Raw genomic sequence first — 25,164 nt, 5'->3', positions numbered from 1 at the left:
GTGTGAAACCGTAACGCATACAATATCTGTGGCTAAGTCACGTGCATGCTCGACGTCGGTGACGAAGCACCTGAGTTCGAACTGCCAAACCAACACGGCGAAACGGTTCGCCGCTCCGATTTCGACGGCCAACGTCTCGTCGTGTACTTCTATCCCCGTGCGAACACGGACGGCTGCACGGCTGAAGCCCGTGGTTTCAACGATTCGCTGTCCGAATTCGCGGATCGAGACGTCGGAATCGTCGGCATCAGCGACGATCCCGTCGACGACATCGCAGACTTCGCCGTCGATTACGACATTCAGTTCGACCTGCTTTCGGACGAGTTCGGTGAAGTCGCCACGCTGTACGAATCGTACGGCGAAAAACAGATGTTCGGGAAGACGTTCGACGGCGTCTTCCGTAACACGTACCTCGTCGGGCCCGAGGGTCGGGTCGAAGCGGCCTACGAGAACGTTTCACCTGACGATCACCCCGAAGAGATTCTCGCGGACCTCGAGCCGGTCGATATCTCCCACTGAACATCCGACTTTCCGAGACCCGCTCGTTCGGAGTTCTCAGCTTCCGTCTGAGGCGACGCCGCCCACCGAAGCCCGCTCCCACCGTGACCACGTATCGCCCACTGGCGGTGCGTTCGCTCACCGATCACTTGGACGGTCACTCTGCCTCCGTGGAATCGGCCGAACCGAGGACGCGAACGCAACCGGTGTTGGTGATCCGGAGCACGTACTCGTCGACCGGCACTTCGACGATGACGGCGCCGTCGGATCGGTCGTCCGTTACGAGGGTGTCGAGCGCTTCGGGTTCGACGTAATCGTACAGCGTGATCCCGTGTTCGGTCGAGCAATCGATCGAACCTATCTCGAGTGGCAACTCACGACGCTCGAGTTACCGACCACCACCGTCGCCGAGTCGGACGACGAAAGGGGTGCGTGGAATCGGTGTGACGAAATAACGAGGTAAACGCAAAAAGGCAGTCGAGACCTTACTGGAAGGTCCGTCCGACCTGTTCTTGGCTGGCGGGCTCGGCCTGCTGGAATTCCTCCTCGAGTTCTTCGTACTGCTCTCGCGTCTCGGGGGTCACGCTGGGGTGGACTTCCTCGAGGGCGTGCTCGAAGTGTTCTCTGCTGATGCGGACGTTGTCGATGGTGTCGCCCATCTCGTCGGGGTCGACCGAGTTGATGAACTCGCGACTGGCCGCCATCGAGGCTTCGCGACAGACCGCTTCGATGTCGGCACCGACGTAGCCTTCCGTCTTGCTCGCGAGCCACTCCATATCGATCGACTCGGCCAGCGGCTTGTTGCGGGTGTGGACATCGAAGATCTTCGCACGACCATCCTCGTCGGGGACCGGCACGTGGACGTGGCGGTCGAGCCGCCCCGGCCGTAGCAGGGCGCTGTCGATCAGGTCCGGCCGGTTGGTCGTGGCGATCACGACGACGTCCTCGAGTTCCTCGAGGCCGTCGAGTTCGGTCAGCAGCTGGGAGACGACGCGTTCGCCGACGCCGGAGTCACCCTGCCGTCGACCGCGTTCGCCGGCGATCGAGTCGATTTCGTCGAAGAAGATCACGGTCGGGGCATTTTCGCGGGCCTTCTCGAAGACCTCGCGGACGCCCTTTTCGCTCTCTCCGACGTACTTGTTCAGCAGTTCGGGGCCCTTGATCGAGATAAAGTTCGACTGGGCCTCGTTGGCGACCGCCTTCGCGAGCAGCGTCTTCCCGGTGCCAGGTGGTCCGTACATGAGGACGCCCTTTGCCGCCTGCATGTCCATCGCCTCGAATACGTCGGGGTAGTCGAGCGGCCACTGGATCGTCTCGCGGAGACGTTCTTTGGTATCTCCAAGCCCGCCGACGTCGTTCCAGGTGACGTCCGGCACTTCGACGAAGACCTCGCGGAGCGCCGAGGGCTGGATTCCCTTGAGCGACTCCTTGAAGTCGGTCTCGTTCACCTCGAGCGACTCGAGGATGTCGGCGTCGATTTCCTCGGATTCGAGGTCGAGTTCGGGGCGGATTCGACGGAGCGCGTTCATCGCGCTCTCGCGGGCCAGCGACTCGAGGTCGGCGCCCACGAACCCGTGGGTGTTCTCGGCGTACTGAGACAGGTCGATCGACTCGGCCAGGGGCATCCCGCGGGTGTGAACCTGCAAGATCTCCTTGCGGCCTTCCTTGTCGGGAACGCCGATCTCGATCTCCCGGTCGAAGCGGCCACCACGTCGGAGCGCGGGATCAATCGCGTCGATGCGATTGGTCGCCGCGATAACCGTGACCCGGCCCCGCTCCTCGAGGCCGTCCATCAGCGAGAGCAACTGGGCGACGACACGCCGTTCGACGTCCCCGCCGGCCTCCTCCCGCTTGGCGGCGATGGAGTCGAGTTCGTCGATGAAGACGATCGCGGGCGCGTTCTCTTCGGCCTCCTCGAAGACTTCGCGGAGTTGCTCCTCGCTTTCACCGTAGTACTTCGACATGATCTCCGGTCCGGAGATCGTTTCGAAGTGAGCGTCGATCTCGTTGGCAACGGCCTTTGCCATCAGGGTCTTCCCGGTGCCCGGGGGACCGTGCAGGAGGACGCCCTTCGGCGGTTCGATACCGAGCTGCTGGAACAGCTCGGGGTGACGCATCGGCAACTCGATCATTTCGCGTACCTGGTCGAGTTCGTCGTCCAGGCCACCGATGTCCTCGTAGGTGACGTTCGGGACGCCCTCGGCGGAGGGGCCCCTGCCGGCGCTGACCTGTTCGGCCGGCTTCTCGGAGATTTCGATGTTCGTCGAATCCGTGATCACGACCGTTCCACTGGGGGTCGTGTTGGCGATCTTCAACGGGACCGACTGGCCGGAACTGGCCATGGGGCCGAACGAGAGCGAGAACGGGACCGTCTGGCCCTCAGTAACGGCCTGGCCGCTCAGTTTGTCCCGCACGAGCGGTCCGATGTCTCCTCGGATCCGCAGGTTCTGGGGGAGAGCCACGGTGACCGACTTGGCGGGCTTGACATCGGCCGCTTCGACGGTGACTGTGTCGTCGATCCCGACGTCGGCCTCTTGGCGCAGGCGGCCGTCGATCCGGACGATACCACGTCCTTCGTCTTCGGGATACCCGGGCCAGACACGTGCGACGGCCTGGCCGTCGCCCTTGCCGGCGATAGTGATGTAGTCCCCGTTCTCGAGGTCGAGTTCGTTCATCGAGACGCGGTCGATCGCGGCCAGACCGCGACCTGCGTCTTTCTGTTTCAGGGGTTTGACGGTGAGTTTCATCGTTCCTCCTCCACTTCGATAGTGAGTACGCCGTTTTTGATAAACGTGTGCGCGTCCGCTGCAGTCTCGGGGAGCTCGATCTCGTATTGATCGTCCTCGAAGACGACGATGACGGTGTCGTCGACGAGATCGACCGAGGCGTCAGCCCCGGTGGTACCGAAGTCGACGGCGAAGACCGTTCCGTCGTCGTACTCGTACCGACGGGCCAACTGCCCATCTTCGCGGGTGAATTGTTCGAGGGTCATGCTGTAACTAACCCAAGGTAAGCATCTGAGCTATATAAGTCTTTCTCCAATAGATCGCAAGACGGCAGCGGGTCCAAACAATAGACCATTGTTCGTAGTTCACAAAAGATGAGCACTCGTCGAGTCGGCTATACCGATAGCAGATCCATCGGTCGGAGTAGATATATCTCCGTTGCTGGCACTCTCCGGGAACCACCAAATCGAGTCTTTATGCCAGTTCCGATCGTTCCGCTACGTATGCAAACGGTATCTCACCACGGTCGAGAGACGGCATACGATAGTGTCGACCGGGGCGGTGACGGCCCGCCGATCTGTTGTATCCACGGGAGTGGTGGAGCACGCGACATCTGGACCGGACAGTACTCGTTGGCGGATCGATACCCGATCGTGACGATGGATCTCAGCGGCCATGGAGACTCGTCTGACGCGGACGCAAGTCCAGGGTATACGGCACTTTCGGCCTACGCGGACGACGTACTGGCCGTCGTCGATGAAACCGACGCGGAAATTCTCCTCGGGAACTCCCTCGGCGGTGCTGTCGTCTTGCACATCCTGCTCGAGCGCGAATTCGAGCCGACCGCCGTCGTGTTGACGGGAACCGGCGCCCGTCTCGGCGTCCTCGACGATCTGTTGACGTGGCTCAAGTCGGATTTCGAGCGGGCAGTGGAATTTTTACACCAACCCGATCGGCTCTTTCACGATCCGGACCCGGAACTTCGGGAGCGATCGATCGAACGGATGCACGAGTGCGGGCAGGACGTGACGCGCAGGGACTTTCTGACGTGCCACGAGTTCGACGTTCGCGACCAGCTCGCGGAAATCGACGCACCTGTTCTCGCCGTCTACGGCGAATTCGATCGGCTGACACCGCCATGGTTCCACGAGTATCTCGCCGACGAGATAGACGGCGGCGAACTGGCCGAGATCGAAGATGCGAGTCACCTCTCGATGCGCGAACGACCGTCGGCATTCAATTCGGCTGTCGACGAATTTCTCGCGACGATCGACAACTGACGCTCGCTGAGCGATGCTTTTCAGTTTCACCCCTGGTCGCGAACTGACGAGATTCGAGATCACGAGTTGGAACCGGGCACTCGTCACCGGTCGGTTGGCGCCCGCTATGCGTTCCACATTCGTGAGATACGTCACCAGAGCGTCTGTGGGTGCAGTCTCGAGACTCGTTTTCGTGCGACGAGTCCACGCTCGCGTCACGGTTCCAGCGGAAGGCAGGTTCCGGGCGAAAATCGCGTTCCGAGCGAAGGCAGGTTCAGCCGAACGGCTACCGCCGTTGCTCGAGCGTGACGAACGAATCGGTCATCGCGGTGATCCACTGCTCCGATGCCGCATTCTCGCCGATTTCTCGCGGGAATATCGTACAGACCGCGACATTGTCTTTCTGGACGGTAACGTGTTGCAGGTGGTCCCTCTCGTCGACCGTAGATCCCGATTTCCCGGGCGCTTTCCTCGGTGATTCGGACATGTGTCCATCCTCGGTGGCGTACCGTCAAGTCGGGAATCGAAATATATAAACACTATCCTAAATGCCGTTGTATGGTCGTATGATGTATTATTTCCCTAATATTTGGGCTGGCGTGAGCGACTCGTCCGGAGACACGGCGGACTGGGACCGGATCGGGCTGACCAATCGTCGAGAGGGATCGTCAGCTCTCGTCCCTGCATTGGCATTTTTCGACCTCCGGTGTCGAGCGAACCCGTTTCGGTACCTGACTCCGTCAGTAAATGTCCTCGAGGTTTCCTTCCTCGTGACTATGTTCCTCGGCGGGGAACTCGCCGGATTCCACCGCAGACACGTACGCACCGATCGCGGACTCCATTTCCGCGCGGACGTTTCCGAACTGCTTCGAGAACGAAGGCGACCACTCGCTGAGTCCGATCGCGTCGTCGATCACGAGGACCTGACCGTCACAGTGGGGACCGGCACCGATCCCGATGGTCGGGATGCCGAGCGCCGACGTGACTTCCGCCGCGAGGTTCGACGGGACGTGCTCGAGGACGAGCGAGAACGCGCCCGCCTTCTCGTGAGCCCTGGCCAGTTCGAGGATGTGCTGGGCGGCTTCTCGGTCCGTCCCCTGTCGTGGATAGCCGCCGTACTTGTTGACGTGCTGGGGCGTGAGCCCGAGGTGGGCCATCACCGGAATGCCGAGTTGGACCAACTTCTCTGTCAATTCAACGGTGTGTGGGCCGGACTCGAGTTTCACCGCGTGAGCATCTTCTTCCTGGAGCATCCGGCCCGCGTTCTCGACGCTCGCTCGTTCGTCGACGCCGACCGAGAGGAAGGGCATGTCCGCGACGACGAGCGCGTCTTCGGTCGCGCGGGCGACTGCACCGGTGTGGCGAGCCATATCGTCGACGGTTACCGGGAGCGTGGTTTCGTACCCAAGACTGGTGTTTCCGAGGCTGTCTCCGACGAGGACGATGTCGACACCGGCTTCGTCGACGATCGTAGCCGTCGGCGCGTCGTAGGCCGTCAGCATCGTGATCGGTTCTTCACCCGCCTTCGCTCGGAGATCCCGTACGGTAGGCATACCCACTGGTTGGGCTCCCACGATTAAACGTCGTTGTTCTCGATTTCCACGGGGTGAATCGGACATGACACGCACCCGCGATGCTTAAGAGGACCGGGAGATCATACTCAGGCGTGCCAGAACGCGTCGAAACGACCTCGCCGGACGGCGTCGACTACGGCTGGGTCATGCAAACGACGTTCGTTGCGACCATCCTGATCGGTGCACCAGTCGTCGCCGTTCTGTCGACGACCGCCACCTTGCCCGACTGGGGCGCTCGCGTCGAGTTCGCGGTTCGGGTCGGGGCCCTCGTCTGGTTGCTCACGTCTATCGCGGTGTTCGCGTACGCGAAGCGTCATCAGGGGTGATTGATACGGACTACTGTACGTCATTGCCGGTGCACCCACAAGACGGTCGCGGTTGCACCGGTACATCGTTACAGCAGACCGTATGACCGAACGTACCGTCTCACCGAGCGGCCGGTGGCGAGTTCAGACGCCCGACGCCCCTTCGCCGACGTATTCGAAATCGACACCCGCTCGTTTTGCAGTTTCGCGATCTCGGGCGGAATCGCCGACGAACAGCGCCCGCCCAGGGTCGGCGTCGAGTTTGCGGACGGTCGCGAGCAGCGGCTCCGGATCGGGTTTCCACGTTCCGATCGTGTCCCGTCCGACGACCGCGTCGACAGCCGGTTCGAGCGCGTGTTCCTCGAGCGCAATCCGACAGGCCCGTTCGCAGTTCAGCGAACAGACCCCTGTTGGGTGTGACCGCTCGAGTAACTCGTCGGCGCGGGCGAGTCGAACGGACGTCCGCGCGCCGTCGTGTTCGTGGACCGCGATTGTGGATTCGACCTCCGCGGCCAGTCCCACGTCGCTCGCCGACTCGAGCATGTCCCAGAGGCCATCCCCCGGGGGGTCGACGTTCGAACGGACGTACACCTCGCGGACGTCGACGGCGACGGCGTTCCAGTCGACGTCCAGTTCGACGAGCGTCCCGTCCAGATCATAGACGATGGCGTCGTACCCGGTCATACGTCCCGATAGGGACGACGGGTGATTAGGAGCTTCGGTCGTCCGGACCAACTCAGCCCTCGTTCGGGGCATCGGTCGATGGCCGTCGGTGGTGACGGACCGCAGACGGTAGCGTCGGTCCCCAGAGGAAGTACCCGTGACGCGGAGAAACGTCGATATGTATTCCCGTGGCACGAGGAGCTAGCGGAGGCCCGTCGCGGCTCCGGCCCCACGAGCGATGCGATCGTTGTCATCACGGGATTTCCAGAGCCCGGTTGGGCGCCCTCTAGCGTATAGTCCAGCATGATTCCGACGAGCAATCCGCTCCCAACGGCTGCGACTGTGGTTCCTGTCGAGACGATATCCCGATCGAGACCGATCAGTACTACCATCGGTGTCGTTGCGAGAGCGGAGCGAAGTGTCCGAACGCCGGCCGGCCCACCTCGAGTCGGCGCCGAGGAGTCCGTTGGGATCAACACCCCACATAGCTACGGGTCGTCCGGCTGTGTCACGTAGGCCCGTTCCGATCTGTGACCCCGTCACTCGAGCAGTTCCCGCGCGATGACCTGTTTCTGTATTTCGGTCGTCCCCTCGTAGATTTCCGTTATCTTGGCGTCGCGGTAGAGTCGTTCGACCTCGCCTTCGGTGACGTAGCCGTAGCCGCCGTGGATTTGAACGGCCTCGTTGGTCGTGAACATCGCCGTCTCGCTCGCGAAATACTTCGCCATGCTCGCCTCGAGCGCCGCACCGCCTGCGGCCCGTTTCCGTGCGGCGTCTCGGGTCAACAGTCGCGCTGCCTTGACTCGGGTCGCCATCTCTGCGAGCTTGTGGCGAATCGCCTGAATGTCGGCGATCGGTCCACCGAACTGGTCGCGTTCCTGACTGTAGGCCAGCGCCTCGTCGAGCGCGCACTGGGCGAGCCCGACCGATTGGGCGGCGATGGCGATCCGGCCGCCGGTGAGGATGTGGAACGCGGCCGACAGCCCCGCACCCTCCTCGGTCAACCGGTTTTCGGCGGGAATCCGGACGCCGTCGAAGGTCAGGCTCGTGGTGTCGCTCGCACGCAGGCCCAACTTGTCCTCTTTCTCGCCGACGATCAGTCCGTCGACGTCGCCGGGGACGAGAAACTGAGTCACCGTCGACGGGTCGTCGCGATCGGTCTTTGCGAAGAGGATATAGACGCCTGCCCGCTCGCCATTCGTAATCCACTGCTTCTCGCCGTCGATGACGTATTCGTCACCGTCCGGTTTCGCTCGGGTGGACATCTCTGCAGGGTTCGATCCGGCGTGTGGCTCCGACAGCGCGAACGCCCCGACCGGCCGCCCATCGGCCATTTCGGGCAGCCAGCGGTCTTGCTGCGTCTCGCTCCCGAACTCCGAAATGCAGGAGGTCGCGAGGGAGTGGACCGACAGCGCCGTCGCCACGGCCAACATCCCGTATGCGACTCCCTCGTTTACCACGGCCGCCGTAACCGGGCCCGCGTCGTACCCGCCGTACTCTTCGGGAACCGTCAGACCCGTCAGATCCATCTCGGCGAGGCCGTCCCAGACCTCCTCGGGGAACTCCTGTTCGTCGTCCGCTTCGAGTGCAGTCGGTCTGATCTCTTCTCGGGCGAACTCTCGGACCGCGTTTCGAACGGCCGTTTGTTCATCGCTGAGTTCCATGACCGCCATTCGACGGCCGGAACAAAAGTTCCCGCGTCGTGACCGGACGTACCCCGAGCGATCAGAGGCCTTCGAGGCCGACATCCTCGAGTCGGTCACGCATCTCTCGTGCGGACTCGTCGTCTTTCAGTCGAAGCGGGCTCCGCAGCGGACCGGCGTGGAATCCTCGCATCTCGAGGGCCGTTTTGACGCCGGACATGTACGCGCCACCGGTCTTGAACGCCTCTCGCACGCGATATATGTCGCTCTGCAAATCGCGTGCACGGGCCTCGTCGCCCGAATCGTAGGCCTCGTAACAGTCGACGACCAGTTCGGGGAACGCGTTCGCGACCGCGCTAACCGCGCCCGAACAGCCGATCTCGAGCCCGGTAAAGACGAGCGAATCGGACCCCGCCAGAAAGGTCAGATCGGGGTGTGCGTCGATCGCCTGTGCGAGCCAGGGGACGTTTTTGCTCGAGTCTTTACAGCCGACGACGGTGTCGATCTCCGCGAGGTCGGCCAGCGTCTCGAGCGAGAGTTCGTTGCCGGTTTTGCTCGGAATGTGGTAAATATACAGCGGGAGGGAGACGGCTTCGGCGACCCGTCGATAGTGTTCGAGTGCCCCGTCGTGGTCCAGCGGATAGTAGTATGGTGTCACGACGACGATGCCGTCCGCACCGACCGATTCGGCGTGCTCGGCGTGAGCGACGGTCCGATAGGTGCTCGGGGAGCCAACGCCGGCGATGACCGGCACTTCGTCGCCAATCTCGTCGACGACGGCCTCGACCACGCCGTCGCGCTCCTCGCCCGAGAGGAGCGGGAACTCGCCGTTGGTGCCCAGGGGAAAGACGCCGTGAACTCCCCGATCGACGACGAATCGAGCGTGTGACGCGGTCGCCTCGTAATCGACGGACTCGTCGTCCCGAAACACCGTAACGGTCGGGGGAACGACGCCATGAAGCGACAGCGGGTCGACTCGACCGGGATCGTGATACGCCATACCACCCCTTCCGTCGAGCAGCGCCAAAAAACGCGTGCCGGCAACGTCCCTCTGCGACCGAGTTCGTGTGCAATGGGCGGCGACCGTGTGAAAACGACGGTCAGTCGCGGTCGTCAATCTGGTCTCGCCAGCTCGCCGGTAGAACTGTCCAACAGTTCGCCCGCGAGAACGCGGTTTGCTCGTCGAAGCCGCTCGGAAAGAGACTGATGAGAAATTTCGAACTCGTTCGCGAGTTCCTCGAGCGAGATTTCGCGGGGGACGTCGTAGTACCCTTGCCGATACGCTTCGGCGATGGCTTCCTGCTGCGGTGCCGTCAGTCCCGCCGTCGTTTCGAAGTCTTCGTTCTGACCGGCCTCGACCATGCGCTTGACGTCGATGGTGACGCCTCGTTCTTCGAGATCCGAGACGGCCATCGAGAGGTCCTCGCGCCGAGTGAAAAGGAGTCGAAGCGTCCACCTGCCATCGGAAACCTGCGCATCGAGAACCGTCCCGCGATGCCTGTATACACACCGGCAGACGGAGCCCACAGCGTCGATGTACTGGAGACGGTAGAATATTCACCCTCCTCGGTTCTCCCGAGCAACTGGCGGTACTCGGCTACTGTCGGGTCGGCTGCGAGGGCCTCCTCGAGTTCACTGCGGTCGACGTTCGAAAACCAGACCAGCGGCGTCGTCCGGACCGGACCTTCCGTGACGACGCTTTCGACGTGGACGTTGAGGGCCAGTAGTTGCTGGAAGGTCTTTGCGAGTGCGAACTCGTCAGTCGAAAGCGTCAGTTCTGTAATTGTCGTCATTCGTGGGTCACCTCGAGTGTAATCGCGAGTCCAAGCGGCGACACTGTCCGAGTTCGGAAGTGGGCGGCCGATTTGTCTGCTCACCTGACGCGTACTCGCCGACTATCGGTGTCGCGGGACAGTACCCGAACTCGGTCGAGCGGTTCGATCTGATCGAACAATCGCCCTCGAGTCAACTGATGAGCCGGCATTCGTATTCTGGCCATTTAAGAGGTGTCTCACGGTTAGTGGCGGCCACTGCCGATGGCGTCGAAATTCTGGTTTCAGACTGGAGCAGGAATTCCACCGGAAACGATAGAAGCGAAAATCCTAGCCGAGACGGGCGAATCGGTTGAGCGCGTAGACCGTTCTGAGAACATCCACGCTTTTCCCACGGTCGAAGACGAGTTCGTCCGTCTCGAGGACGTGCTGGAGTGTATCCTGCGAGGCGTGTTCGGGCGCTGCCGATATGCCGGCGTCCGTGTCTGCGACCCACTTCATAACCCGTAGGTCGCTCTTCGAGTCGCCCATCACGAGCGCGAACGGATCACCGACGCCGAGGACGTCGAGCGCCCGCTCCACGCCGACCACCTTGTTCAATTCCAGACTGCCGATTTCGGCCGCATCGGCCTCGTAGTACGCGACGTCGATGCGCTCGAGGACCGATGCGAGCCGGTCTGGGACGGCCTCTGCGTCGAGATCCGGGTACGCGCCTTCGCCCTCGAGAACGGCCCTGACCTCCAGATCCTGGATCGCATAGAACGCGCGCGTCCAGTCGACGACCGTTTCGCCGGCCAGCATCAGTTCATCGGCGTCGTCGTTTTCGTCCCCTTCGAGCGCCGTAACGACAGCGTTTGCGAGCAGATCGATCAGATACACGAGCGCCTCGTCGATGATCTCACGGGCGTCTGCGGAGCCGGTTTCGTAGTTGGGTTTCATCGTGATGTTGAACTCGTTGCCCTGGAGGTGACAGCCTCGTCGGAGCCCCTCGGGGGCTTCGGGAAGCACACGTGATCGCACGCCGTCGAAGACGGTCCGAATCGATTCATCGAGATCCTCGTAGAGCAACTGCTTCGTGTCAGCACCGTGACCAGGCGTGAACACGCCCGTCCCCGCCTCGTAAACGATCGAGAGGTCCCCCGAGTGGACGATCTCACTACCGAGTCCCTGGATCGCGAACCCCTTGACGTTCTCCAGGGTCTGGCCCGTACAGATGACGATCGGTACGCCGGCTTCGTGAAACTCCGTCAGGAAGTGCAGCGTGTCCCGTGGAATCTCGTTATCTGTCCCGCCCGCGGACCGGAGCGTCTCGTCGACGTCGAGGACGAGGACGTTCACGGCTCTGCCGTACTTCGCCTCGAGATCGAGGGCCGTGAAGGCCTGGTCGCGGGTCGCGTGGGCAACGATCTCCGCGAACGTCTCGCCGGCCGCGAACGACGAGCGAATCTCGTCCTTTCGCTGTTCGAGTTCCTCGGTCGCGCCCTGCCAGTGCTCGAGAGCGACGCGCGAATCGACAGCCGGAAAGACGTCGACGAACTCCTGGTACTCCCGCAACGTCTTCGTGTCGTACTCGTCGTAAAGTTGGTAGACGAGGTCGTATCGTTCCATGTGACGTACAGGTGTGGGCAGCCTGATAATCGTTGCCGGTCGCGAAGAGTCGAATGGGGATGTTCGATCCGTTCACGCCGGTTAGACGATTCGGCGATCCGATACGACAGTAATTTACTCGAATAGGAATAAATATTTATAAGCACGGCACATACTGAGTTACTATGAAAGCTATCGCGGTCGAGCCGGGAGCGGGGGTTCCCGAAATCGTCGAACGGCCTGTTCCAGAACCAGCCACCGGCGACGCACTCGTCCGGGTCTGTCGCGTCGGTGTCGACGGTACCGACTACGAAGTCATCGAGGGGAGCCACGGCGGGACGCCCGCCGGTGACGACCGGCTGATTCTGGGACACGAGGCCGTCGGCATCGTCGAAGACGCGAACGGGACGTCCCTCGAGGAAGGACAGTACGTCGTCCCGACGGTCCGTCGACCGCCTGCGGGGGCCGAGACGAACGAGTACTTCGAGCGGGGCGAACCAGACATGGCACCGGAGGGTGAGTACGTCGAACGCGGCATCCTCGGTGCCCATGGATTCATGGCAGAATACGTCACGAGTCCGGCTGACTCTCTCGTCCCAATTCCCGACGAATTAGCACCGTGGGGCTTTCTCGTCGAGCCGATCAGCATCTCCGAAAAAGCGCTCCAACACGCCCGCGCGACCCGGTCGGCGTTCGACTGGGAGCCGGAATCCGCGCTGGTTCTCGGAAACGGTTCACTGGGACTGCTGACCGTCGCGATGTTCACGACGACGCTCGGATACGACCGAGTCTACTGCCTCGGCCGTCGGGATCGACCCGATCCGTCCATCGACGTCATCGAACGACTCGGCGCAACGTACGTCGACTCACGCGAAACGCCGGTCTCCGAAATCGCCACTGCGTACGAGCCAATGGACGTTATCTACGAGGCAACCGGTTACGCGAAACACGCCTTCGAGTCTATCGACGCGCTCGCTCCGAACGGCGTCGCTGCCCTCCTTGGGGTCCCCGGTGACTGGTCGTTCGAGGTCGATGGCGGCCGCCTCCACCGCGAACTCGTCCTCCACAACAAGGCGCTCGTCGGCAGTGTCAATTCAAATCGCACCCACTTCGAGGCCGCGACGGAAACGCTTGCGGCACTCCCGGACGAGGTTCTCGAGGCGATCGTAACCGGTATCTATGGATTGGACGCGGTCGACAGGGCGTTCCCCGAGATCACCGCAAACGTCGCAGCGGCCGGTCATGGATCGTCCGAGCGTGTCGAGGACGACACGCCTATAAAAACGGCGGTCGAATTCGCTCCCATATGAAAAACGTCGACGACCTAATCGAGAGCGCGGCAGAGCTTGCAGCCCGCGGGCTCTCGAAAGGTGAGATTGCCGACGAACTGAACGTTTCCCGCGAGACGGCGAGTTGGCTCGTCGAGCGCAGCGGCACGACTCCCCAACCCTCCGATCAATCACCGCAGCGACCGGACAACGGCGGTCCGCAAGACATCCACGTCGACTGGTCCGCGATCGGACGAGATAGCAAGCGAATGAGCGCCGTCGCCGAAGCGATGGCCGACCTGCTCGCCAAACACGGCGAAGACGTCGACCTGACGATCGGCATCGAAAAGGCCGGCGGACCCATCGCCACCCTGGTCGCGCGCGAACTCGAGACAGACCTCGGAACCTACACTCCCGCGAAACACCAGTGGGAGGAAGGCGACATCGAGGAACTCGGCGGCACGTTCTCGAGGAACTTCGCCGGCATCCGCGACCGCGAGTGTTACGTGGTCGACGACACGATTACGAGCGGTACGACCATGCGAGAGACGATCGAGGCGATCCGTGCGGAAGGCGGAAAACCGCTCGCTTGCGTCGTCCTCGCGGACAAACAGGGTCTCGAGGAACTCGAAGGCGTTCCCGTCTACTCGCTGTTGCAGGTCATCAGCGTCGGCAAAGACGAGTGAATCGCCTCGGGGTCACGCCCGAGGGTATTCTCCTCGTCCGATTGTGAATCGACGGAGAGGAATATCGACGGACGGTCCACCCGCTCGAAGCGACGAGCCACGAAGTCGACGACGGTGCGGCCGCTCGCGTCCTGGTTTCGACCTGTATGAAAAATAGGGCTGAGACGGAACTCAGTTAGCCGTGAATGCCCATCGCTTCGATCTGTTCTTGGTACCGGTTCCGGATCGTCACCTCGGTCACCTGTGCAACGTCGGCGACTTCTCGCTGGGTTTTCTTTTCGTTACAGAGCAGCGACGCAGCGTAAATCGCGGCTGCGGCGTATCCAGTCGGCGACTTGCCCGAGAGCAATCCTTCCTCGGCCGTCTTCTCGATGATTTCGTTGGCCTTCGTTTGGACCTCTTCGGACAGTTCGAGTTCAGAACAGAAGCGCGGGACGTACTTTTTCGGGTCGACGGGACGCATCTCGAGGCCAAGTTCCTGCGAGATGTATCGATACGTGCGACCGATCTCTTTGCGTTCGACGCGAGAGACTTCCGAGATTTCCTCGAGGCTTCGTGGAATTCCCTCCTTGCGGCAGGCAGCGTACAGCGCAGACGTCGCGACGCCCTCGATCGAGCGGCCGCGGATCAGGTCTTCTCTGAGCGCGCGCCGGTAGATCACCGACGCGACTTCGCGGACCGAGCGCGGGACACCCAGGGCTGAGGCCATGCGGTCGATCTCGCTGAGTGCGAACTGCAGATTTCGTTCGCCTGCGTCTTTCGTTCGGATACGTTCCTGCCACTTACGTAGCCGATGCATCTGACTACGCTTTTTCGAGGAAATAGAGCGTCCGTAGGCGTCCTTGTCCTTCCAGTCGATCGTCGTCGTCAGCCCCTTGTCGTGCATCGTCTGTGTCGTCGGCGCACCGACGCGGGACTTTTCTTGTCGTTCCTGGTGATTGAACGCCCGCCACTCCGGGCCTGGGTCGATTTGTTCTTCCTCCACGACGAGCCCACAGTCTTCACAGATGAGCTCTCCCCGGTCGGAGTCCTTAACGAGATTATCCGATTCACACTCGGGGCAGGCGCGTACCCCCTCTTGTTCCTCGGTCTCGTCCGTCTCGCGCATTCGCTCCCGCTGGCGGGTGGACCGTGTCATCGCACTTTTATAGTAGTATCACCATAGTATATAAATATTTGGTAAGGATTTTCGTCTACTCGCCCGTATTTGCCGAGAACGGGCGACGTGAGTGTTCAAACACCAGGTTTACGCTTTGGAACCGGAAAGCCTTTATCCGGATCCGCCGGACCACGGACACGGATGTCGGTCATCGAATGCGACGTCGAGGAGGCTCGTAAACGGCTCGAGGAGGCCGATGTCGCCGTCGAGTCGGGAAACACGGACCACGAGCGTTGGCGGGCGAGCCGACAGGGTGCGACCGCAGTCGCATACGACAACAAGGTCGTCGTACAGGGCTCGAATCCGCAGGGTATCGAGGCGCTGCTCCGTGACGCCGGCGGGCGCGCCCACGTCTACTTCGACGGCGCGTGTCGGGGCAATCCCGGCCCCGCGGCAATCGGCTGGGTGATCGTCACCGGTGACGGAATCGTCGCCGAAGGGAACGATACGATCGGTCGAGCGACCAACAACCAGGCCGAGTACGAGGCGTTGATCGCCGCCCTCGAGACGGCGCGCGACTTCGGCTATGACGAGGTCCACGTTCGCGGCGACTCGGAGCTCATCGTCAATCAGGTCCGCGGCGAGTACGACACCACCAACCCCGACCTCCGAGAGAAACGCGTCACCGTCCACGAACTCCTCGCGTCGTTCGACGAGTGGACGATAGAGCACGTCCCGCGGGAAATCAACGACCGTGCGGACGACCTCGCGAACGAAGCGTTAGACCAGGTCTGAGACGACCGCTTCGTTCACGTCTGAACGGCCGGTTCGACCAGGCAGGACGAACCTGTTCGACCACAGTCGAGATGACCCCTGAACGGGGCGAGCCACCACGTTCGAATCGGCAAGTGGAAACCGGATCGAGTGCATACGATTTGCTATGGCCGATCGGAACACAGTCGACTCCGATGGTGACGACGGTGAGCCGAACGAGACGGGACGAACGTCGACGACCGATGGATCTCCCGCGCGCCGAAGTGCTGGCGGAACGGATACCGGCGGCGCTGACCTCCCCAGCCGCGTCGTCGACGAAGCCGAACGGCTAACCCGACTCGAGCGATCTGCTGTCGACGAGAACGAGCGCGGGGCGTACGAGCGCAGGCGCGACGAACTGCTGTCGGGCCACGAGTTCACGGCTCGTATTCGAGACGACGAGGGCGACGATGTTCTCGTCCTCCATCCCGAGTCGTGGCACGAAGACGGCGTCATCAGGACGGACCGCATCGAGGACATCGATCGCGCAGTCGAGATTCGACTCGAGGGGGCCGGTGACCCGGACGACTGGGATGCCATCGACGCTCGCAATCGCGATCTGGTCGAAACCGTCAGGGAGGCACACGGCGACGTTCACGGTGACAACGCGTCGTCGCTGGCCGACTTCGCGAGCAATCACTACGCCAAACCGATCGAATCGCTCACGAGCGAGGAGGTTCTGGAGTTTCGGACCGAATACTTCGTTCGGAACGCCTGGCCCGACGAAAAACAACAGAATGTGATCGAAGAGTCGATCGAACTCCTCTTCGAAGCCGCCGACCAGCCGGTTCCGGATCGACGACTTTAGTAGCTGTCTTCGACGATGTCGGTGATTTCGTCGGCGCGGTCGTCGCCCGTAACGACCTTCGAAAGCGTCCACTGAATGCCGTCGAGGACGGCGTCGTAGCCGTCGTCGGTCAGCGAGTACTGGTTGGTTCGCTTGTCGAGTTCGCTCTTCTCGACCAACCCGAGGTTGACGAGTTCGTCGAGGTTGGGGTAGAGTCGCCCGTGGTTCACTTCCGTCCCGTAGTAGTCCTCGAGTTCGCGCTTGATCGCGAGCCCGTACATGGGTTCTTTCGCGAGGATGACGAGGATGTTGTTCTGGAAGGCTGTGAGTTCGCGTGCAATACTCTGTTCGCCGGTGATTGATTGTGCCTCTGACATACGTGTGCAAATGTCACCAGACTATTTAAGACTTGTCAACTATTACTTCGTATCAGCCGGTCGGACAGCCCGCTACCGACCGCTACACCGCCAGACACCGGTGGATTAAGTCCTGTTCGTGTCTGTCGGGTATCTGGCAACCGTCACGTCGATAGTGACACTCGATTACGAAAGTACTTTTTGATCGACGCTGGAGTTTCCGATACATGGTCAACCTCTGGGAAGACCTCGAAACCGGACCGAATCCACCCGAAGAGATCTACGCTGTCGTCGAGTGTCTCAAGGGCGAACGAAACAAGTACGAGTACGACAAGGACGTCCCGGGCGTCGTCCTCGACCGCGTGCTCCACAGCAACGTCCACTATCCAAGCGACTACGGGTTCATTCCCCAGTCTTACTACGACGACGAGGATCCCTTCGACGTCCTCGTTCTCGTCGAAGACCAGACGTTCCCCGGTTGTGTTATCGAGGCCCGTCCGGTCGCGCTCATGAAGATGGACGACGACGGAGAACAGGACGACAAGGTTATCGCCGTCCCGGTCGAGGATCCTCGCTACGATCACATCGAGAATCTCGACGATATCCCCCAACAGCAACGCGACGAAATCGACGAGTTCTTCTCGACCTACAAGAACCTCGAAGCGGGGAAGGAAGTGGAAACGCAAGGCTGGGAGGACAAACAAGCCGCCTACGACGCGATCGAACACGCTCAGGATCTCTACGAACAGAATTTCGAGTAGACACAGCGATCTCCACGTAACAGTAGCGCGTCGGACCGCGCGCAGGACGGCCCTTTCTCCCGCGGTCACTTCGGCGGATACCCCAGAGTTATCCACGGCCGCCCGGTGCATGCATTATGAGCATGGGTAATTTTATGCCGATTCCCGGCGTACTTCCTCTCGTATGGCAGCTTCCAACTCGCCCGTTCGAACGTCCTCGACCGACGTCACAATCGACTCTGGCGTGGGAATGGACCACCTCACGGTCATCCCGACCAACTTCGACCCCGACGACTCGACTGCGACCGACGACTAGACGACCCCGTTCAACCTGATCCGTTCTCCAGTCTGCACAACTCGATTCCGCTGTTTGGCGATGTGAGTCGACGAGTAGTTGCACTGCGGCGATCGGGGTGGCATCCGTTCGCAAAACACTGTCTCGAAACGAACCTTCTTGTATACGGTCGAACTACGGGTGACCATGGGTCTGTTCGATCGATTGCGGGGCGACGGCGATCCTCGGGTCGCATTTATCGGGGTCGACGGCGTGCCGTATAGTCTCCTGTCGGAGAATGAAGAACTGTTCCCGAACTTCGCTGCAATCGCAGACGACGGAACGGCAAATGAAATCTCGAGTATCGTTCCGCCCGAATCTAGCGCCTGCTGGCCGTCGCTGACGACCGGGGTAAACCCAGGAGAGACCGGGGTCTACGGCTTTCAGGATCGGGAAGTCGGGACGTACGACACCTACGTCCCGATGGGTCGGGAAGTTCAGGCCGACCGCATCTGGGATCGCGTGCAGGAAAACGGTCGGAAAGCCACGGTGATGAACGTCCCTGTCACGTTCCCACCCCAGCGGAACGTCCAGCGTATGGTCTCGGGCTTTCTCTCTCCCGACCTCGAGAAGGCCGCCTACCCGGACGACGTACGTGATTACCTCGAGACGCTAGACTACCGAATCGACGTCAATCCGAAACTCGGTCACGAAGAAGACAAGACCGAGTTCATCGAGGACGCCAACGCCACGGTCGATGCCCAGTTCGAGGCGTTCAAACACTATATCGAAGAAGACGACTGGGACCTCTTTTTCGGCGTCTTCATGACCACTGACCGGGTCAACCATTTCCTGTTCAAAGATTACGAGCGCGACGGTGAGTACAAGGACGATTTCATCGACTTCTACAGGAAGGTTGACGACTACATCGGCCGCTTGCGGGACGCGCTGGCGGACGACGTCACGCTGATCGTCGCCTCCGACCACGGCTTCACCAGCCTCGATTACGAGGTTCACTTCAACGAGTGGCTCCGCGAGGAGGGGTGGCTCTCCTTCCGGACCGACGAACCGGAGGAACTGGGCGACATCACCGACGACACGAAGGCCTACTCGTTCATTCCCGGCCGCTTCTACATCAATCTCGAGGGTCGCGAACCCCGCGGCTCCGTTCCCGAGTCCGAGTACGACGCGGTGCGCGACGAACTCAAGGCCAGCCTCGAGGCGCTCGAGGGGCCCGACGGGAACAACGTCGTCGACCGCGTCGTCGAAAAAGAGGAGGCGTTCCGCGGTGATCACGACGACATCGCACCAGATCTGGTCGCGATTCCGAACAAGGGCTTCGACCTCAAATCTGGCTTCAAGGCCGATTCGGAGGTCTTCGATACGGGGCCACGAAACGGGATGCACAGCTTCGACGACACGGCGCTCTACATCGACAGCCCCGATGCAGCGATCGAAGACGCCGACCTGTTCGACATCACCCCGACGATCCTCGATCTGATGGACATCGAATACAGCCGCGGCGAGTTCGACGGCGCCAGTCTGGTGTGATCCATCACGGGATCCAGTAACACCCGCCATTCGTTCGACGTCGCTCTGTTGTCCTTTTTCGGGCCTCTTCAGGCCGCTCTTTCGGGGCCGTTCGGGACAGTACCGGTCGAGTCAGGCGATTCCGGCCCTGGAGCCAGCATCCTCGAGAGTGGCGAGGAAATCGAGTGCCGTGACAGATACGGTCGAGTACGATCGATGCAACGTCCGCATCGGCCACAGGCGAACACGACGTCCGATCGCGGGCCGACCTCGAGTCGCTCGGATCTCGATTCGATTCCGTTTTCCGGCCGGCACCGAACCACATCGCATGGAAGAGGTCATCCACGCTCGCGGTCACGAGAACGTCAGCGCAACTCACGCGAGTACGTTCGAGGTGACGACCGACGACTACCTTACCCCCGCCGGTGACTGTATTCTCGCGATCGGTGCCGACCGCGCGCCGGTGGACTTCGATCGCGAATTCGTCACGGCGTGCCGAGATGTCGATGCGACGATCACGGTCACCGTCGAGGCGGGCAGTCACCGGCAGTCGGTGACGGGCCGAGGCGATCCGGCACTCGAATTCACCGACGACCGAAGCGCCGTCGGCCGGACGAGCGACCACGTAGACGGACGAACGATACTGCTCGGAGCCGAGTTCGCAGCCGAGGGATTCGACCGCGACCTCGTCGGCGCGCTGGCTGCGGGCGCCGAAGTGACGGTGACCGTCACGGTCGAGTAATCGGAGACGATGGCTGCGGCGCGAGCGATCGACGGTTCCGGCGCGATTTTATTCGCCGAGTTCGAACGATTCCACATGTGCGACGATCCCGAGCCGGCGGTCAACATCAGCGGCGGATCGGACGGCGGCGGTTCGCCCGCCGAGTTCGATCCTGCGACCGCTGACACCCGTGCAGAGATCGTTATCGACCGACTAGGTGAATTGTACTGGCAGAAGACCTACGGCGGTCAGGACGCGTTCACCTGCCTCGTGCGAACGATTCTGAGCCAGAATACGAGCGATGCGGCGAGTCAGCCGGCACACGACGCGCTGATCGACAAGTACGACGGAGACGGTGTCGACCTCGCCGACTCTCTCGCGAACGCGGAGCAGTCGATGCTGGCCGAAACCATCAGCCCCGCGGGGCTCTACAATCAAAAGTCGGAGGTTCTCATCGATGCCGCCTCGTGGGTCCGCGAGGAATTCGGCTCAGCCGCCGAATTCGATTCGTTCGTCAAAGACGCGTCTCCGTCGACAGTGCGAGAAACGCTGCTCGAGGTACGGGGCGTCGGGCCGAAGACGGCAGACTGTGTGTTGCTCTTCGCGGGCGGTCGCAGCGGCGTCTTTCCCGTCGATACCCACGTCCACCGGATCTATCGGCGCATGGGGATCGCACCACCGACCGCTGACCACGAAGAAGTCCGTGCTGTTCTCGAACGGGACGTCCCCGCGGCGAAGTGCGGGTTCGGACACACGGCGACGATCCAGTTTGGCAGGGAGTACTGCACGGCACAGCAGCCGGCCTGTCTCGAGGACCCCGAGGCGTGTCCGATGGCCGATGTGTGCGATCAGATCGGCGTCTATCCGGATACCGGAGCTGTCGTCGACCCGGCCGACGCGGTCGAGTGACCCCGTCGACAGTGACGTCGTTGTCAGGGCCTCGCACGAGGTGGCGTTCCCATCGTCTCAAATCACGGAGTACGACGTATCCGACGCTCAGAGTCGAGGAGACTGCCCCGCCTGGAAGGCGAGGAGGTCAAAGGAACCGGAACGTCTCCAGATTCTTCGGCGCGAACGTTCGCATGTCGAAGTCGTGGTAGAGTGCCGACGAGAGATCCTGGGTGGAGCGTTCGTCACCGTGAACACAGAGCACTTTCTCGGGACGGGGGTTCATCGTCTTAACGAAGTTCTCGAGGCCGGCGCGGTCGGCGTGGCCGGAGAAACCGTCGACGGTTTCGACGTTCATGTTCAACGAGAGGGTCCCGCGGCCGCCGCCGTTGCCCGTGGTGCCGACTTCGCTGGTGGGGATTTCGTCCCAGCCCGTCTGGATGCGCCGGCCGAGGGTACCCTGAGCCTGGTACCCGACGAAAACGAGCGTCGAGTCCGGATCGGGGCCGATGTGGGAGAGCCAGGACATGATCGGCCCGCCGGTGACCATCCCCGAGGTCGAGAGGATGATACAGGGTCCGCCATCCGCGACGTCCTGGCGCTCTTCCTCACCGCCGTCGATGTGGTTGAACTCCTCGGCGAGGAAGGGATTCTCGTCTTCGTGGAAGATGCGATCCCGGAGATCGTCGCGGAGGTATTCGGGATAGGTGGTGTGGATCGCCGTCGCTTCCCAAATCATTCCGTCCAGGTGGACCGGCATCGAGGGAATGTCGCCGTTGCGCATCGCCTCTTCCAGGACGAGCATAATCTCCTGAGAGCGCCCCACCGCGAACGCGGGGATGACGACCTTTCCACCCCGGTCGTAGGTGTCACTGATGATTTCCTTCAGGTTTCGCTCGGAGTCGATCTGATCGGTCTGGTAGTCGTTGCGACCGCCGTAGGTCGACTCGAGAACGAGCGTCTCGACGCGCGGAAAGTCGTTGACTGCGCCGTTGAACAGGCGGGTGTCTTCGTAGTGAATGTCGCCGGAGAACGCGACGTTGTAGAGGCCGTCACCGATATGGAAGTGCGAGACGGCGGAGCCGAGAATGTGACCCGCGTTGTGGAAGGTGAGTTTGACGTCCGGCGCGATGTCGGTGACGTCGCCGTACTCGATGGGGATGGTGTGTTTGATCGCCTCACGAACCTGCTCGCTCTCGTAGGGCGGAGCGCGCCCTTCCTTGGCTGCGACGTCGAGATAGTCGAGCGTCAAGAGGCCCATCAGGTCTCGCGTTGGCTCGGTACAGTATATCGGACCGTCGTAGCCGTATTTGAACAGGAGCGGTATCAGCGCGGAGTGATCGAGGTGAGCGTGTGTGAGGACGACGGCGTCGATGGTCTGTGGTCCCGCACCGAATGCTTCGGGTGCGTGGAGATACGGAACTTCTCCCTCCGCACCGGGCTTGTCGCCGCAATCGATGAGGATCCGCGTTTCGGGAGTCGAGAGGATGAACGAGGCTCGCCCGACCTCGCGACAGCAGCCGAGCGTGGTGATGCGGACGTACTCGTCTTCGGACATCTCCTCGCGGTGGATCTGTCGGCCGACCTTCTCTAGGATGTCCCGACGCTCGTCGCGCTCCTGTTTGAGGAAGCTTCGAACGTTCGAAACCGTCGAGGATTCGATCGGTGGCGTCCGGACGACTTCCGGCGTCCAGCCGACGTTTTTCGTAATCTCGCGGAGTGTCGATCCATGACGACCGATCACCATACCGGGCTTTTCGGCCTCGATGACGACTTCGCCGGTATCAGCGTGGAAGTCGAGGTCCGTGATTCCCGCATCCTCGGGGATGACGTTCATGATCTCCTCGCGCGCCTGTTCGGGTCGCGAGAGGACGCTCGGGTCCGGCCGGACGGTAATCCGCTTGCGAAGCTTGCTCGCGAGCTGTCGAACGAGATCGCCCTGCTGGGCGAACTTCTTCGGATCGCGCGTATAGACCACCAGTTCGGGGCCTTCGTATTTCACCGAGGAAACCGAGATATCGCTCGGTAACTCGCTCGTGATCTGTGCTTTCAAATCGTCGAGTTGCTGCTCTACAGTACTCATAATCGCCGAATGTGGCTTGCGTGAACTCGCCGCCCAGGACCGCATGCGACGGCAGGCACAGGATATCGCTCCGTACCCGATGACGGCGTTCGACACCACGTGGGCCGCCAACCGGCGTCCGCCGCGTCGAAGTCGAACGTGAGTTACGTCGACACCGGCTGCCAACGTAGATCACACTCTGTCTCGTCTCCCGAGCCATTGTATCCTACTCTGTGCCTGACGAACACGCTCCCGGACCGGTCATTCTGGTCCGTGCGGGAAGATTCCAGGGAGAACCCGCTTACTCGAGGCTATTCTTTGCGTGGTATAAAAGCCTTCGCAAAAACAAGGGCGATTCAGACAGTAGTTGGACCCATCGGATGAGAATTACACGTGACCGCGTCGTCGAGGAACGAGACTGGATCGAAAACCGCACAGATGTCGTCGTGCCGATAATCAACGACGTTCGTGCGGATCTCGGGGCCCGTTTCGACACCGACGTAGACGCAGTGACCGAAGGGCAGTATCGAGCAGAAGTCGACGCCGTGTTCGCGGACGGTGATCTGGCCGTCAATATCGCCGCGATGGTCGCCATCCTGAGAACCCTCGACGTCGAGAGCGATTATCCCGGCTTCATCGTCGACGAAGTCCTCGGTCGGGAACTGGCCGCAACGATAGCTGGCACGCAGCCCTTACGGACGCTCGGCGAGGCGACGTTTCACTACGTCGACGTCCACGTTCAGGGTGACGAAGACGAGAACGCCGGTGTCGACGACTGCGAAGCCGCGTTGGCCGCCGGCTTCCAGGAGCGGCTCCCGGGCTGGAACTGGACAGCACGCGAGAGCCCGTTCAGCGTGGAGTGACGTCCCCACGAGCACATCGGCCCGGGACCGACCCGAGCCGGTCGCGGACTCGAGTCGGTACCGCCCCCCGCGGGGGGATGGGTCGGTTGGGACGACCTCCCGATCCGGGTCGAGTGTCCGCTTGGGCCTGCCGTTGCTCGAGCCGATTCCGTTTTCGAACGAACCGGTAACCGATCGAACTCGTCGCGCGGAACGGTCGTCTGTCTCTCGCCGTCTCCGCGGCGGATTCGGTTCGCTGTCGGACACTTTTTATTCGGTCCACCGGTAGGAGGATTCAGTGAGCGACTCAGAGTACGGTCAGCCGATGGAAACTCTCACGGAGCCGACGCCCGACGCGGCCCGCGACGCGATCACACGTGGGATCGACCGAAGCGACATGGTGACCGTCTACGGACGGTGTACCGTCGATTACGACGGCCGCGCCACGAGCTTCCTTGAGGCGGGCGATCGACACGTGATGCTCAAACCCGACGGGGCGGCGCTGGTCCACACCGCCGAGGGTCAACAGCCGGTCAACTGGCAACCACCCGGGTGTAATCACGAGGTTTTCTGCGAAGACGGGTCCCTCGTTCTCGAAAGTTCTAGATCGGCGCCGGACGAACGTCTTCACGTGCGATTTCGCGAGATCCAACAGGTGTCTGCGTTTTCCGGTTCCGACGAGACCGAACTGTCCCTCGTCGGTACTGAAGCGGACCTCCGCCGGCGGATCCTCGAGGACCCGGATTTGCTCGAGCCCGGGTTTACGCCGCTGGCGACGGAGCGCGCCACGCCCGCTGGTGCGGTCGACATCTACGGCGAGGACTCGGCCGGTCGCGCGGTCGTGGTCGAACTGAAGCGACGCCGGGTGGGTCCCGACGCGGTGAGCCAGCTTCGGCGCTATGTCGATGCCCTCGAGCGAGACTTGCACGCAGACGCGACCGTCCGGGGCATCCTCGTTTCCCCGTCCGTGACCGACCGCGCGGATCGCCTGTTGTGCGATCACGGCCTCGAGTTCGTCGCGCTCGAGCCGCCGGCCGAGTGAGCGAGTGAGCATCCGTCGGCACCGACCCG

General features: G+C 61.8%; 26 protein-coding genes and 1 pseudogene. 14 read left to right on the top strand and 13 right to left on the bottom strand.

Translation table 11 applies throughout. From position 1 onward, the window contains the following. Positions 1–45: 45 nt before the first annotated feature. Positions 46–519 (top strand): peroxiredoxin, encoded by a 474-nt coding sequence (locus NJU76_RS17900; RefSeq protein WP_254530741.1) that lies wholly within the window; start codon positions 46–48, stop codon positions 517–519. Between the two features lie 136 nt (positions 520–655). Here NJU76_RS17900 and NJU76_RS17895 read toward each other — a convergent pair whose 3' ends face one another. From NJU76_RS17895 to NJU76_RS17885, 3 genes are all read right to left on the bottom strand, one after another. After that, positions 656–871, bottom strand: a complete 216-nt coding sequence (locus tag NJU76_RS17895) for a HalOD1 output domain-containing protein (RefSeq protein ID WP_254530739.1) — start codon at positions 869–871, stop codon at positions 656–658. A gap of 112 nt (positions 872–983) precedes the next feature. Next, positions 984–3,245, bottom strand: coding sequence for a CDC48 family AAA ATPase (locus tag NJU76_RS17890; protein WP_254530737.1), 2,262 nt, complete (start codon positions 3,243–3,245; stop codon positions 984–986). Next, positions 3,242–3,490 carry a DUF7127 family protein gene (locus NJU76_RS17885; protein ID WP_254530734.1) on the bottom strand — a complete coding sequence of 83 codons (249 nt, stop codon included), beginning with the start codon at positions 3,488–3,490 and terminating at the stop codon, positions 3,242–3,244. The genes NJU76_RS17890 and NJU76_RS17885 overlap by 4 nt, the downstream gene beginning before the upstream one ends. Positions 3,491–3,727: 237 nt before the next feature. On the opposite strand from NJU76_RS17885, the gene NJU76_RS17880 reads away from it, so the two are divergent. Next, positions 3,728–4,504, top strand: a complete 777-nt coding sequence (locus NJU76_RS17880) for an alpha/beta fold hydrolase (RefSeq protein ID WP_254530733.1) — start codon at positions 3,728–3,730, stop codon at positions 4,502–4,504. Positions 4,505–4,769: 265 nt separating this feature from the next. On the opposite strand, the gene NJU76_RS17875 is transcribed toward NJU76_RS17880, so the two are convergent. Further along, the gene (locus NJU76_RS17875; RefSeq protein WP_254530731.1) at positions 4,770–4,970 is read right to left on the bottom strand and encodes a DUF7511 domain-containing protein; all 201 of its coding nucleotides are present in this window, start codon (positions 4,968–4,970) and stop codon (positions 4,770–4,772) included. Between the two features lie 253 nt (positions 4,971–5,223). Next, positions 5,224–6,036: a 3-methyl-2-oxobutanoate hydroxymethyltransferase gene (panB, locus tag NJU76_RS17870; protein WP_254530729.1), complete on the bottom strand. Its 813-nt coding sequence runs from the start codon at positions 6,034–6,036 to the stop codon at positions 5,224–5,226. Positions 6,037–6,149: 113 nt separating this feature from the next. On the opposite strand from panB, the gene NJU76_RS17865 reads away from it, so the two are divergent. Beyond that, positions 6,150–6,383 carry a DUF5822 domain-containing protein gene (locus tag NJU76_RS17865; protein WP_254530726.1) on the top strand — a complete coding sequence of 78 codons (234 nt, stop codon included), beginning with the start codon at positions 6,150–6,152 and terminating at the stop codon, positions 6,381–6,383. A 123-nt stretch (positions 6,384–6,506) separates the two neighbouring features. Here NJU76_RS17865 and NJU76_RS17860 read toward each other — a convergent pair whose 3' ends face one another. The 5 genes and pseudogenes from NJU76_RS17860 to NJU76_RS17840 form a co-directional block, all read right to left on the bottom strand. Continuing rightward, positions 6,507–7,046 carry an HAD family hydrolase gene (locus NJU76_RS17860; RefSeq protein WP_254530724.1) on the bottom strand — a complete coding sequence of 180 codons (540 nt, stop codon included), beginning with the start codon at positions 7,044–7,046 and terminating at the stop codon, positions 6,507–6,509. A gap of 518 nt (positions 7,047–7,564) precedes the next feature. Next, on the bottom strand, positions 7,565–8,689 hold the full coding sequence (locus tag NJU76_RS17855; protein WP_254530723.1) for an acyl-CoA dehydrogenase family protein: 1,125 nt from the start codon (positions 8,687–8,689) through the stop codon (positions 7,565–7,567). A gap of 61 nt (positions 8,690–8,750) precedes the next feature. Beyond that, positions 8,751–9,668, bottom strand: coding sequence for a dihydrodipicolinate synthase family protein (locus NJU76_RS17850; protein ID WP_254530721.1), 918 nt, complete (start codon positions 9,666–9,668; stop codon positions 8,751–8,753). A gap of 113 nt (positions 9,669–9,781) precedes the next feature. Then, positions 9,782–10,461 (bottom strand): annotated as a pseudogene (locus tag NJU76_RS17845) (helix-turn-helix domain-containing protein). Between the two features lie 309 nt (positions 10,462–10,770). Beyond that, positions 10,771–12,048: an HAD family hydrolase gene (locus NJU76_RS17840; RefSeq protein ID WP_254530720.1), complete on the bottom strand. Its 1,278-nt coding sequence runs from the start codon at positions 12,046–12,048 to the stop codon at positions 10,771–10,773. A gap of 164 nt (positions 12,049–12,212) precedes the next feature. Here NJU76_RS17840 and NJU76_RS17835 point away from each other — a divergent pair, with 164 nt between their 5' ends. Together NJU76_RS17835 and gfcR are read left to right on the top strand one after the other, a co-directional pair. After that, entirely contained in the window at positions 12,213–13,337 is a 1,125-nt protein-coding gene (locus NJU76_RS17835; protein ID WP_254530719.1) for a glucose 1-dehydrogenase, read from the top strand. Beyond that, positions 13,334–13,981, top strand: coding sequence for a transcriptional regulator GfcR (gfcR, locus tag NJU76_RS17830; protein WP_254530717.1), 648 nt, complete (start codon positions 13,334–13,336; stop codon positions 13,979–13,981). The genes NJU76_RS17835 and gfcR overlap by 4 nt, the downstream gene beginning before the upstream one ends. A 175-nt stretch (positions 13,982–14,156) precedes the next feature. Here the strand turns inward: gfcR and NJU76_RS17825 are convergent, their stop codons facing one another. Next, positions 14,157–15,119: a transcription initiation factor IIB gene (locus NJU76_RS17825; protein WP_254530714.1), complete on the bottom strand. Its 963-nt coding sequence runs from the start codon at positions 15,117–15,119 to the stop codon at positions 14,157–14,159. 162 nt (positions 15,120–15,281) lie between these two features. Here NJU76_RS17825 and rnhA point away from each other — a divergent pair, with 162 nt between their 5' ends. Beyond that, the gene (rnhA, locus tag NJU76_RS17820; RefSeq protein WP_254530713.1) at positions 15,282–15,875 is read left to right on the top strand and encodes a ribonuclease HI; all 594 of its coding nucleotides are present in this window, start codon (positions 15,282–15,284) and stop codon (positions 15,873–15,875) included. Positions 15,876–16,020: 145 nt separating this feature from the next. Then, complete coding sequence (locus tag NJU76_RS17815) at positions 16,021–16,701, top strand: DUF7108 family protein (protein WP_254530711.1); 681 nt, start codon at positions 16,021–16,023, stop codon at positions 16,699–16,701. Here the strand turns inward: NJU76_RS17815 and NJU76_RS17810 are convergent. Continuing rightward, complete coding sequence (locus NJU76_RS17810) at positions 16,698–17,057, bottom strand: PadR family transcriptional regulator (protein ID WP_254530709.1); 360 nt, start codon at positions 17,055–17,057, stop codon at positions 16,698–16,700. The genes NJU76_RS17815 and NJU76_RS17810 overlap by 4 nt on opposite strands. Positions 17,058–17,263: 206 nt before the next feature. On the opposite strand from NJU76_RS17810, the gene NJU76_RS17805 reads away from it, so the two are divergent. The 5 genes from NJU76_RS17805 (at position 17,264) to NJU76_RS17790 (ending at position 21,210) form a co-directional block, all read left to right on the top strand. Continuing rightward, complete coding sequence (locus NJU76_RS17805) at positions 17,264–17,797, top strand: inorganic diphosphatase (protein ID WP_254530708.1); 534 nt, start codon at positions 17,264–17,266, stop codon at positions 17,795–17,797. 163 nt (positions 17,798–17,960) lie between these two features. Continuing rightward, positions 17,961–18,092 carry a hypothetical protein gene (locus tag NJU76_RS26610; protein ID WP_256566107.1) on the top strand — a complete coding sequence of 44 codons (132 nt, stop codon included), beginning with the start codon at positions 17,961–17,963 and terminating at the stop codon, positions 18,090–18,092. Positions 18,093–18,257: 165 nt separating this feature from the next. Next, entirely contained in the window at positions 18,258–19,601 is a 1,344-nt protein-coding gene (locus NJU76_RS17800) for an alkaline phosphatase family protein (protein WP_254530707.1), read from the top strand. Between the two features lie 307 nt (positions 19,602–19,908). Continuing rightward, positions 19,909–20,322 (top strand): DUF371 domain-containing protein, encoded by a 414-nt coding sequence (locus tag NJU76_RS17795; protein ID WP_254530705.1) that lies wholly within the window; start codon positions 19,909–19,911, stop codon positions 20,320–20,322. Between the two features lie 75 nt (positions 20,323–20,397). Beyond that, on the top strand, positions 20,398–21,210 hold the full coding sequence (locus NJU76_RS17790; protein WP_254532509.1) for an endonuclease III domain-containing protein: 813 nt from the start codon (positions 20,398–20,400) through the stop codon (positions 21,208–21,210). A 127-nt stretch (positions 21,211–21,337) separates the two neighbouring features. On the opposite strand, the gene NJU76_RS17785 is transcribed toward NJU76_RS17790, so the two are convergent. Continuing rightward, positions 21,338–23,272: a beta-CASP ribonuclease aCPSF1 gene (locus NJU76_RS17785; RefSeq protein ID WP_254530703.1), complete on the bottom strand. Its 1,935-nt coding sequence runs from the start codon at positions 23,270–23,272 to the stop codon at positions 21,338–21,340. A gap of 359 nt (positions 23,273–23,631) precedes the next feature. On the opposite strand from NJU76_RS17785, the gene NJU76_RS17780 reads away from it, so the two are divergent. Continuing rightward, complete coding sequence (locus NJU76_RS17780) at positions 23,632–24,114, top strand: DUF7984 family protein (protein ID WP_254530701.1); 483 nt, start codon at positions 23,632–23,634, stop codon at positions 24,112–24,114. A gap of 304 nt (positions 24,115–24,418) precedes the next feature. After that, positions 24,419–25,135 carry an endonuclease NucS gene (gene nucS, locus NJU76_RS17775; protein WP_425604305.1) on the top strand — a complete coding sequence of 239 codons (717 nt, stop codon included), beginning with the start codon at positions 24,419–24,421 and terminating at the stop codon, positions 25,133–25,135. Positions 25,136–25,164 lie beyond the last annotated feature (29 nt).

Origin of the sequence: Natrinema gelatinilyticum, assembly GCF_024266705.1 — an archaeon.
In the GTDB taxonomy this organism is placed as follows: Archaea; Halobacteriota; Halobacteria; order Halobacteriales; family Natrialbaceae; genus Natrinema; species Natrinema gelatinilyticum.
This window is presented reverse-complemented; position numbering and strand designations above follow the sequence as displayed.

Excerpts from the sequence above, each read along its gene's own strand:
- NJU76_RS17900 (WP_254530741.1), top strand. The coding sequence starts at position 46 with ATGCTCGACGTCGGTGACGAAGCACCTGAGTTCGAACTGCCAAACCAA.
- NJU76_RS17890 (WP_254530737.1), bottom strand. The coding sequence starts at position 3,245 with ATGAAACTCACCGTCAAACCCCTGAAACAGAAAGACGCAGGTCGCGGT.
- NJU76_RS17885 (WP_254530734.1), bottom strand. The coding sequence starts at position 3,490 with ATGACCCTCGAACAATTCACCCGCGAAGATGGGCAGTTGGCCCGTCGG.
- NJU76_RS17880 (WP_254530733.1), top strand. The coding sequence starts at position 3,728 with ATGCAAACGGTATCTCACCACGGTCGAGAGACGGCATACGATAGTGTC.
- NJU76_RS17875 (WP_254530731.1), bottom strand. The coding sequence starts at position 4,970 with ATGTCCGAATCACCGAGGAAAGCGCCCGGGAAATCGGGATCTACGGTC.
- panB (WP_254530729.1), bottom strand. The coding sequence starts at position 6,036 with ATGCCTACCGTACGGGATCTCCGAGCGAAGGCGGGTGAAGAACCGATC.
- NJU76_RS17860 (WP_254530724.1), bottom strand. The coding sequence starts at position 7,046 with ATGACCGGGTACGACGCCATCGTCTATGATCTGGACGGGACGCTCGTC.
- NJU76_RS17855 (WP_254530723.1), bottom strand. The coding sequence starts at position 8,689 with ATGGAACTCAGCGATGAACAAACGGCCGTTCGAAACGCGGTCCGAGAG.
- NJU76_RS17850 (WP_254530721.1), bottom strand. The coding sequence starts at position 9,668 with ATGGCGTATCACGATCCCGGTCGAGTCGACCCGCTGTCGCTTCATGGC.
- NJU76_RS17840 (WP_254530720.1), bottom strand. The coding sequence starts at position 12,048 with ATGGAACGATACGACCTCGTCTACCAACTTTACGACGAGTACGACACG.
- NJU76_RS17835 (WP_254530719.1), top strand. The coding sequence starts at position 12,213 with ATGAAAGCTATCGCGGTCGAGCCGGGAGCGGGGGTTCCCGAAATCGTC.
- gfcR (WP_254530717.1), top strand. The coding sequence starts at position 13,334 with ATGAAAAACGTCGACGACCTAATCGAGAGCGCGGCAGAGCTTGCAGCC.
- NJU76_RS17825 (WP_254530714.1), bottom strand. The coding sequence starts at position 15,119 with ATGACACGGTCCACCCGCCAGCGGGAGCGAATGCGCGAGACGGACGAG.
- rnhA (WP_254530713.1), top strand. The coding sequence starts at position 15,282 with ATGTCGGTCATCGAATGCGACGTCGAGGAGGCTCGTAAACGGCTCGAG.
- NJU76_RS17815 (WP_254530711.1), top strand. The coding sequence starts at position 16,021 with ATGGCCGATCGGAACACAGTCGACTCCGATGGTGACGACGGTGAGCCG.
- NJU76_RS17810 (WP_254530709.1), bottom strand. The coding sequence starts at position 17,057 with ATGTCAGAGGCACAATCAATCACCGGCGAACAGAGTATTGCACGCGAA.
- NJU76_RS17805 (WP_254530708.1), top strand. The coding sequence starts at position 17,264 with ATGGTCAACCTCTGGGAAGACCTCGAAACCGGACCGAATCCACCCGAA.
- NJU76_RS26610 (WP_256566107.1), top strand. The coding sequence starts at position 17,961 with ATGGCAGCTTCCAACTCGCCCGTTCGAACGTCCTCGACCGACGTCACA.
- NJU76_RS17800 (WP_254530707.1), top strand. The coding sequence starts at position 18,258 with ATGGGTCTGTTCGATCGATTGCGGGGCGACGGCGATCCTCGGGTCGCA.
- NJU76_RS17795 (WP_254530705.1), top strand. The coding sequence starts at position 19,909 with ATGGAAGAGGTCATCCACGCTCGCGGTCACGAGAACGTCAGCGCAACT.
- NJU76_RS17790 (WP_254532509.1), top strand. The coding sequence starts at position 20,398 with ATGTGCGACGATCCCGAGCCGGCGGTCAACATCAGCGGCGGATCGGAC.
- NJU76_RS17785 (WP_254530703.1), bottom strand. The coding sequence starts at position 23,272 with ATGAGTACTGTAGAGCAGCAACTCGACGATTTGAAAGCACAGATCACG.
- NJU76_RS17780 (WP_254530701.1), top strand. The coding sequence starts at position 23,632 with ATGAGAATTACACGTGACCGCGTCGTCGAGGAACGAGACTGGATCGAA.
- nucS (WP_425604305.1), top strand. The coding sequence starts at position 24,419 with ATGGAAACTCTCACGGAGCCGACGCCCGACGCGGCCCGCGACGCGATC.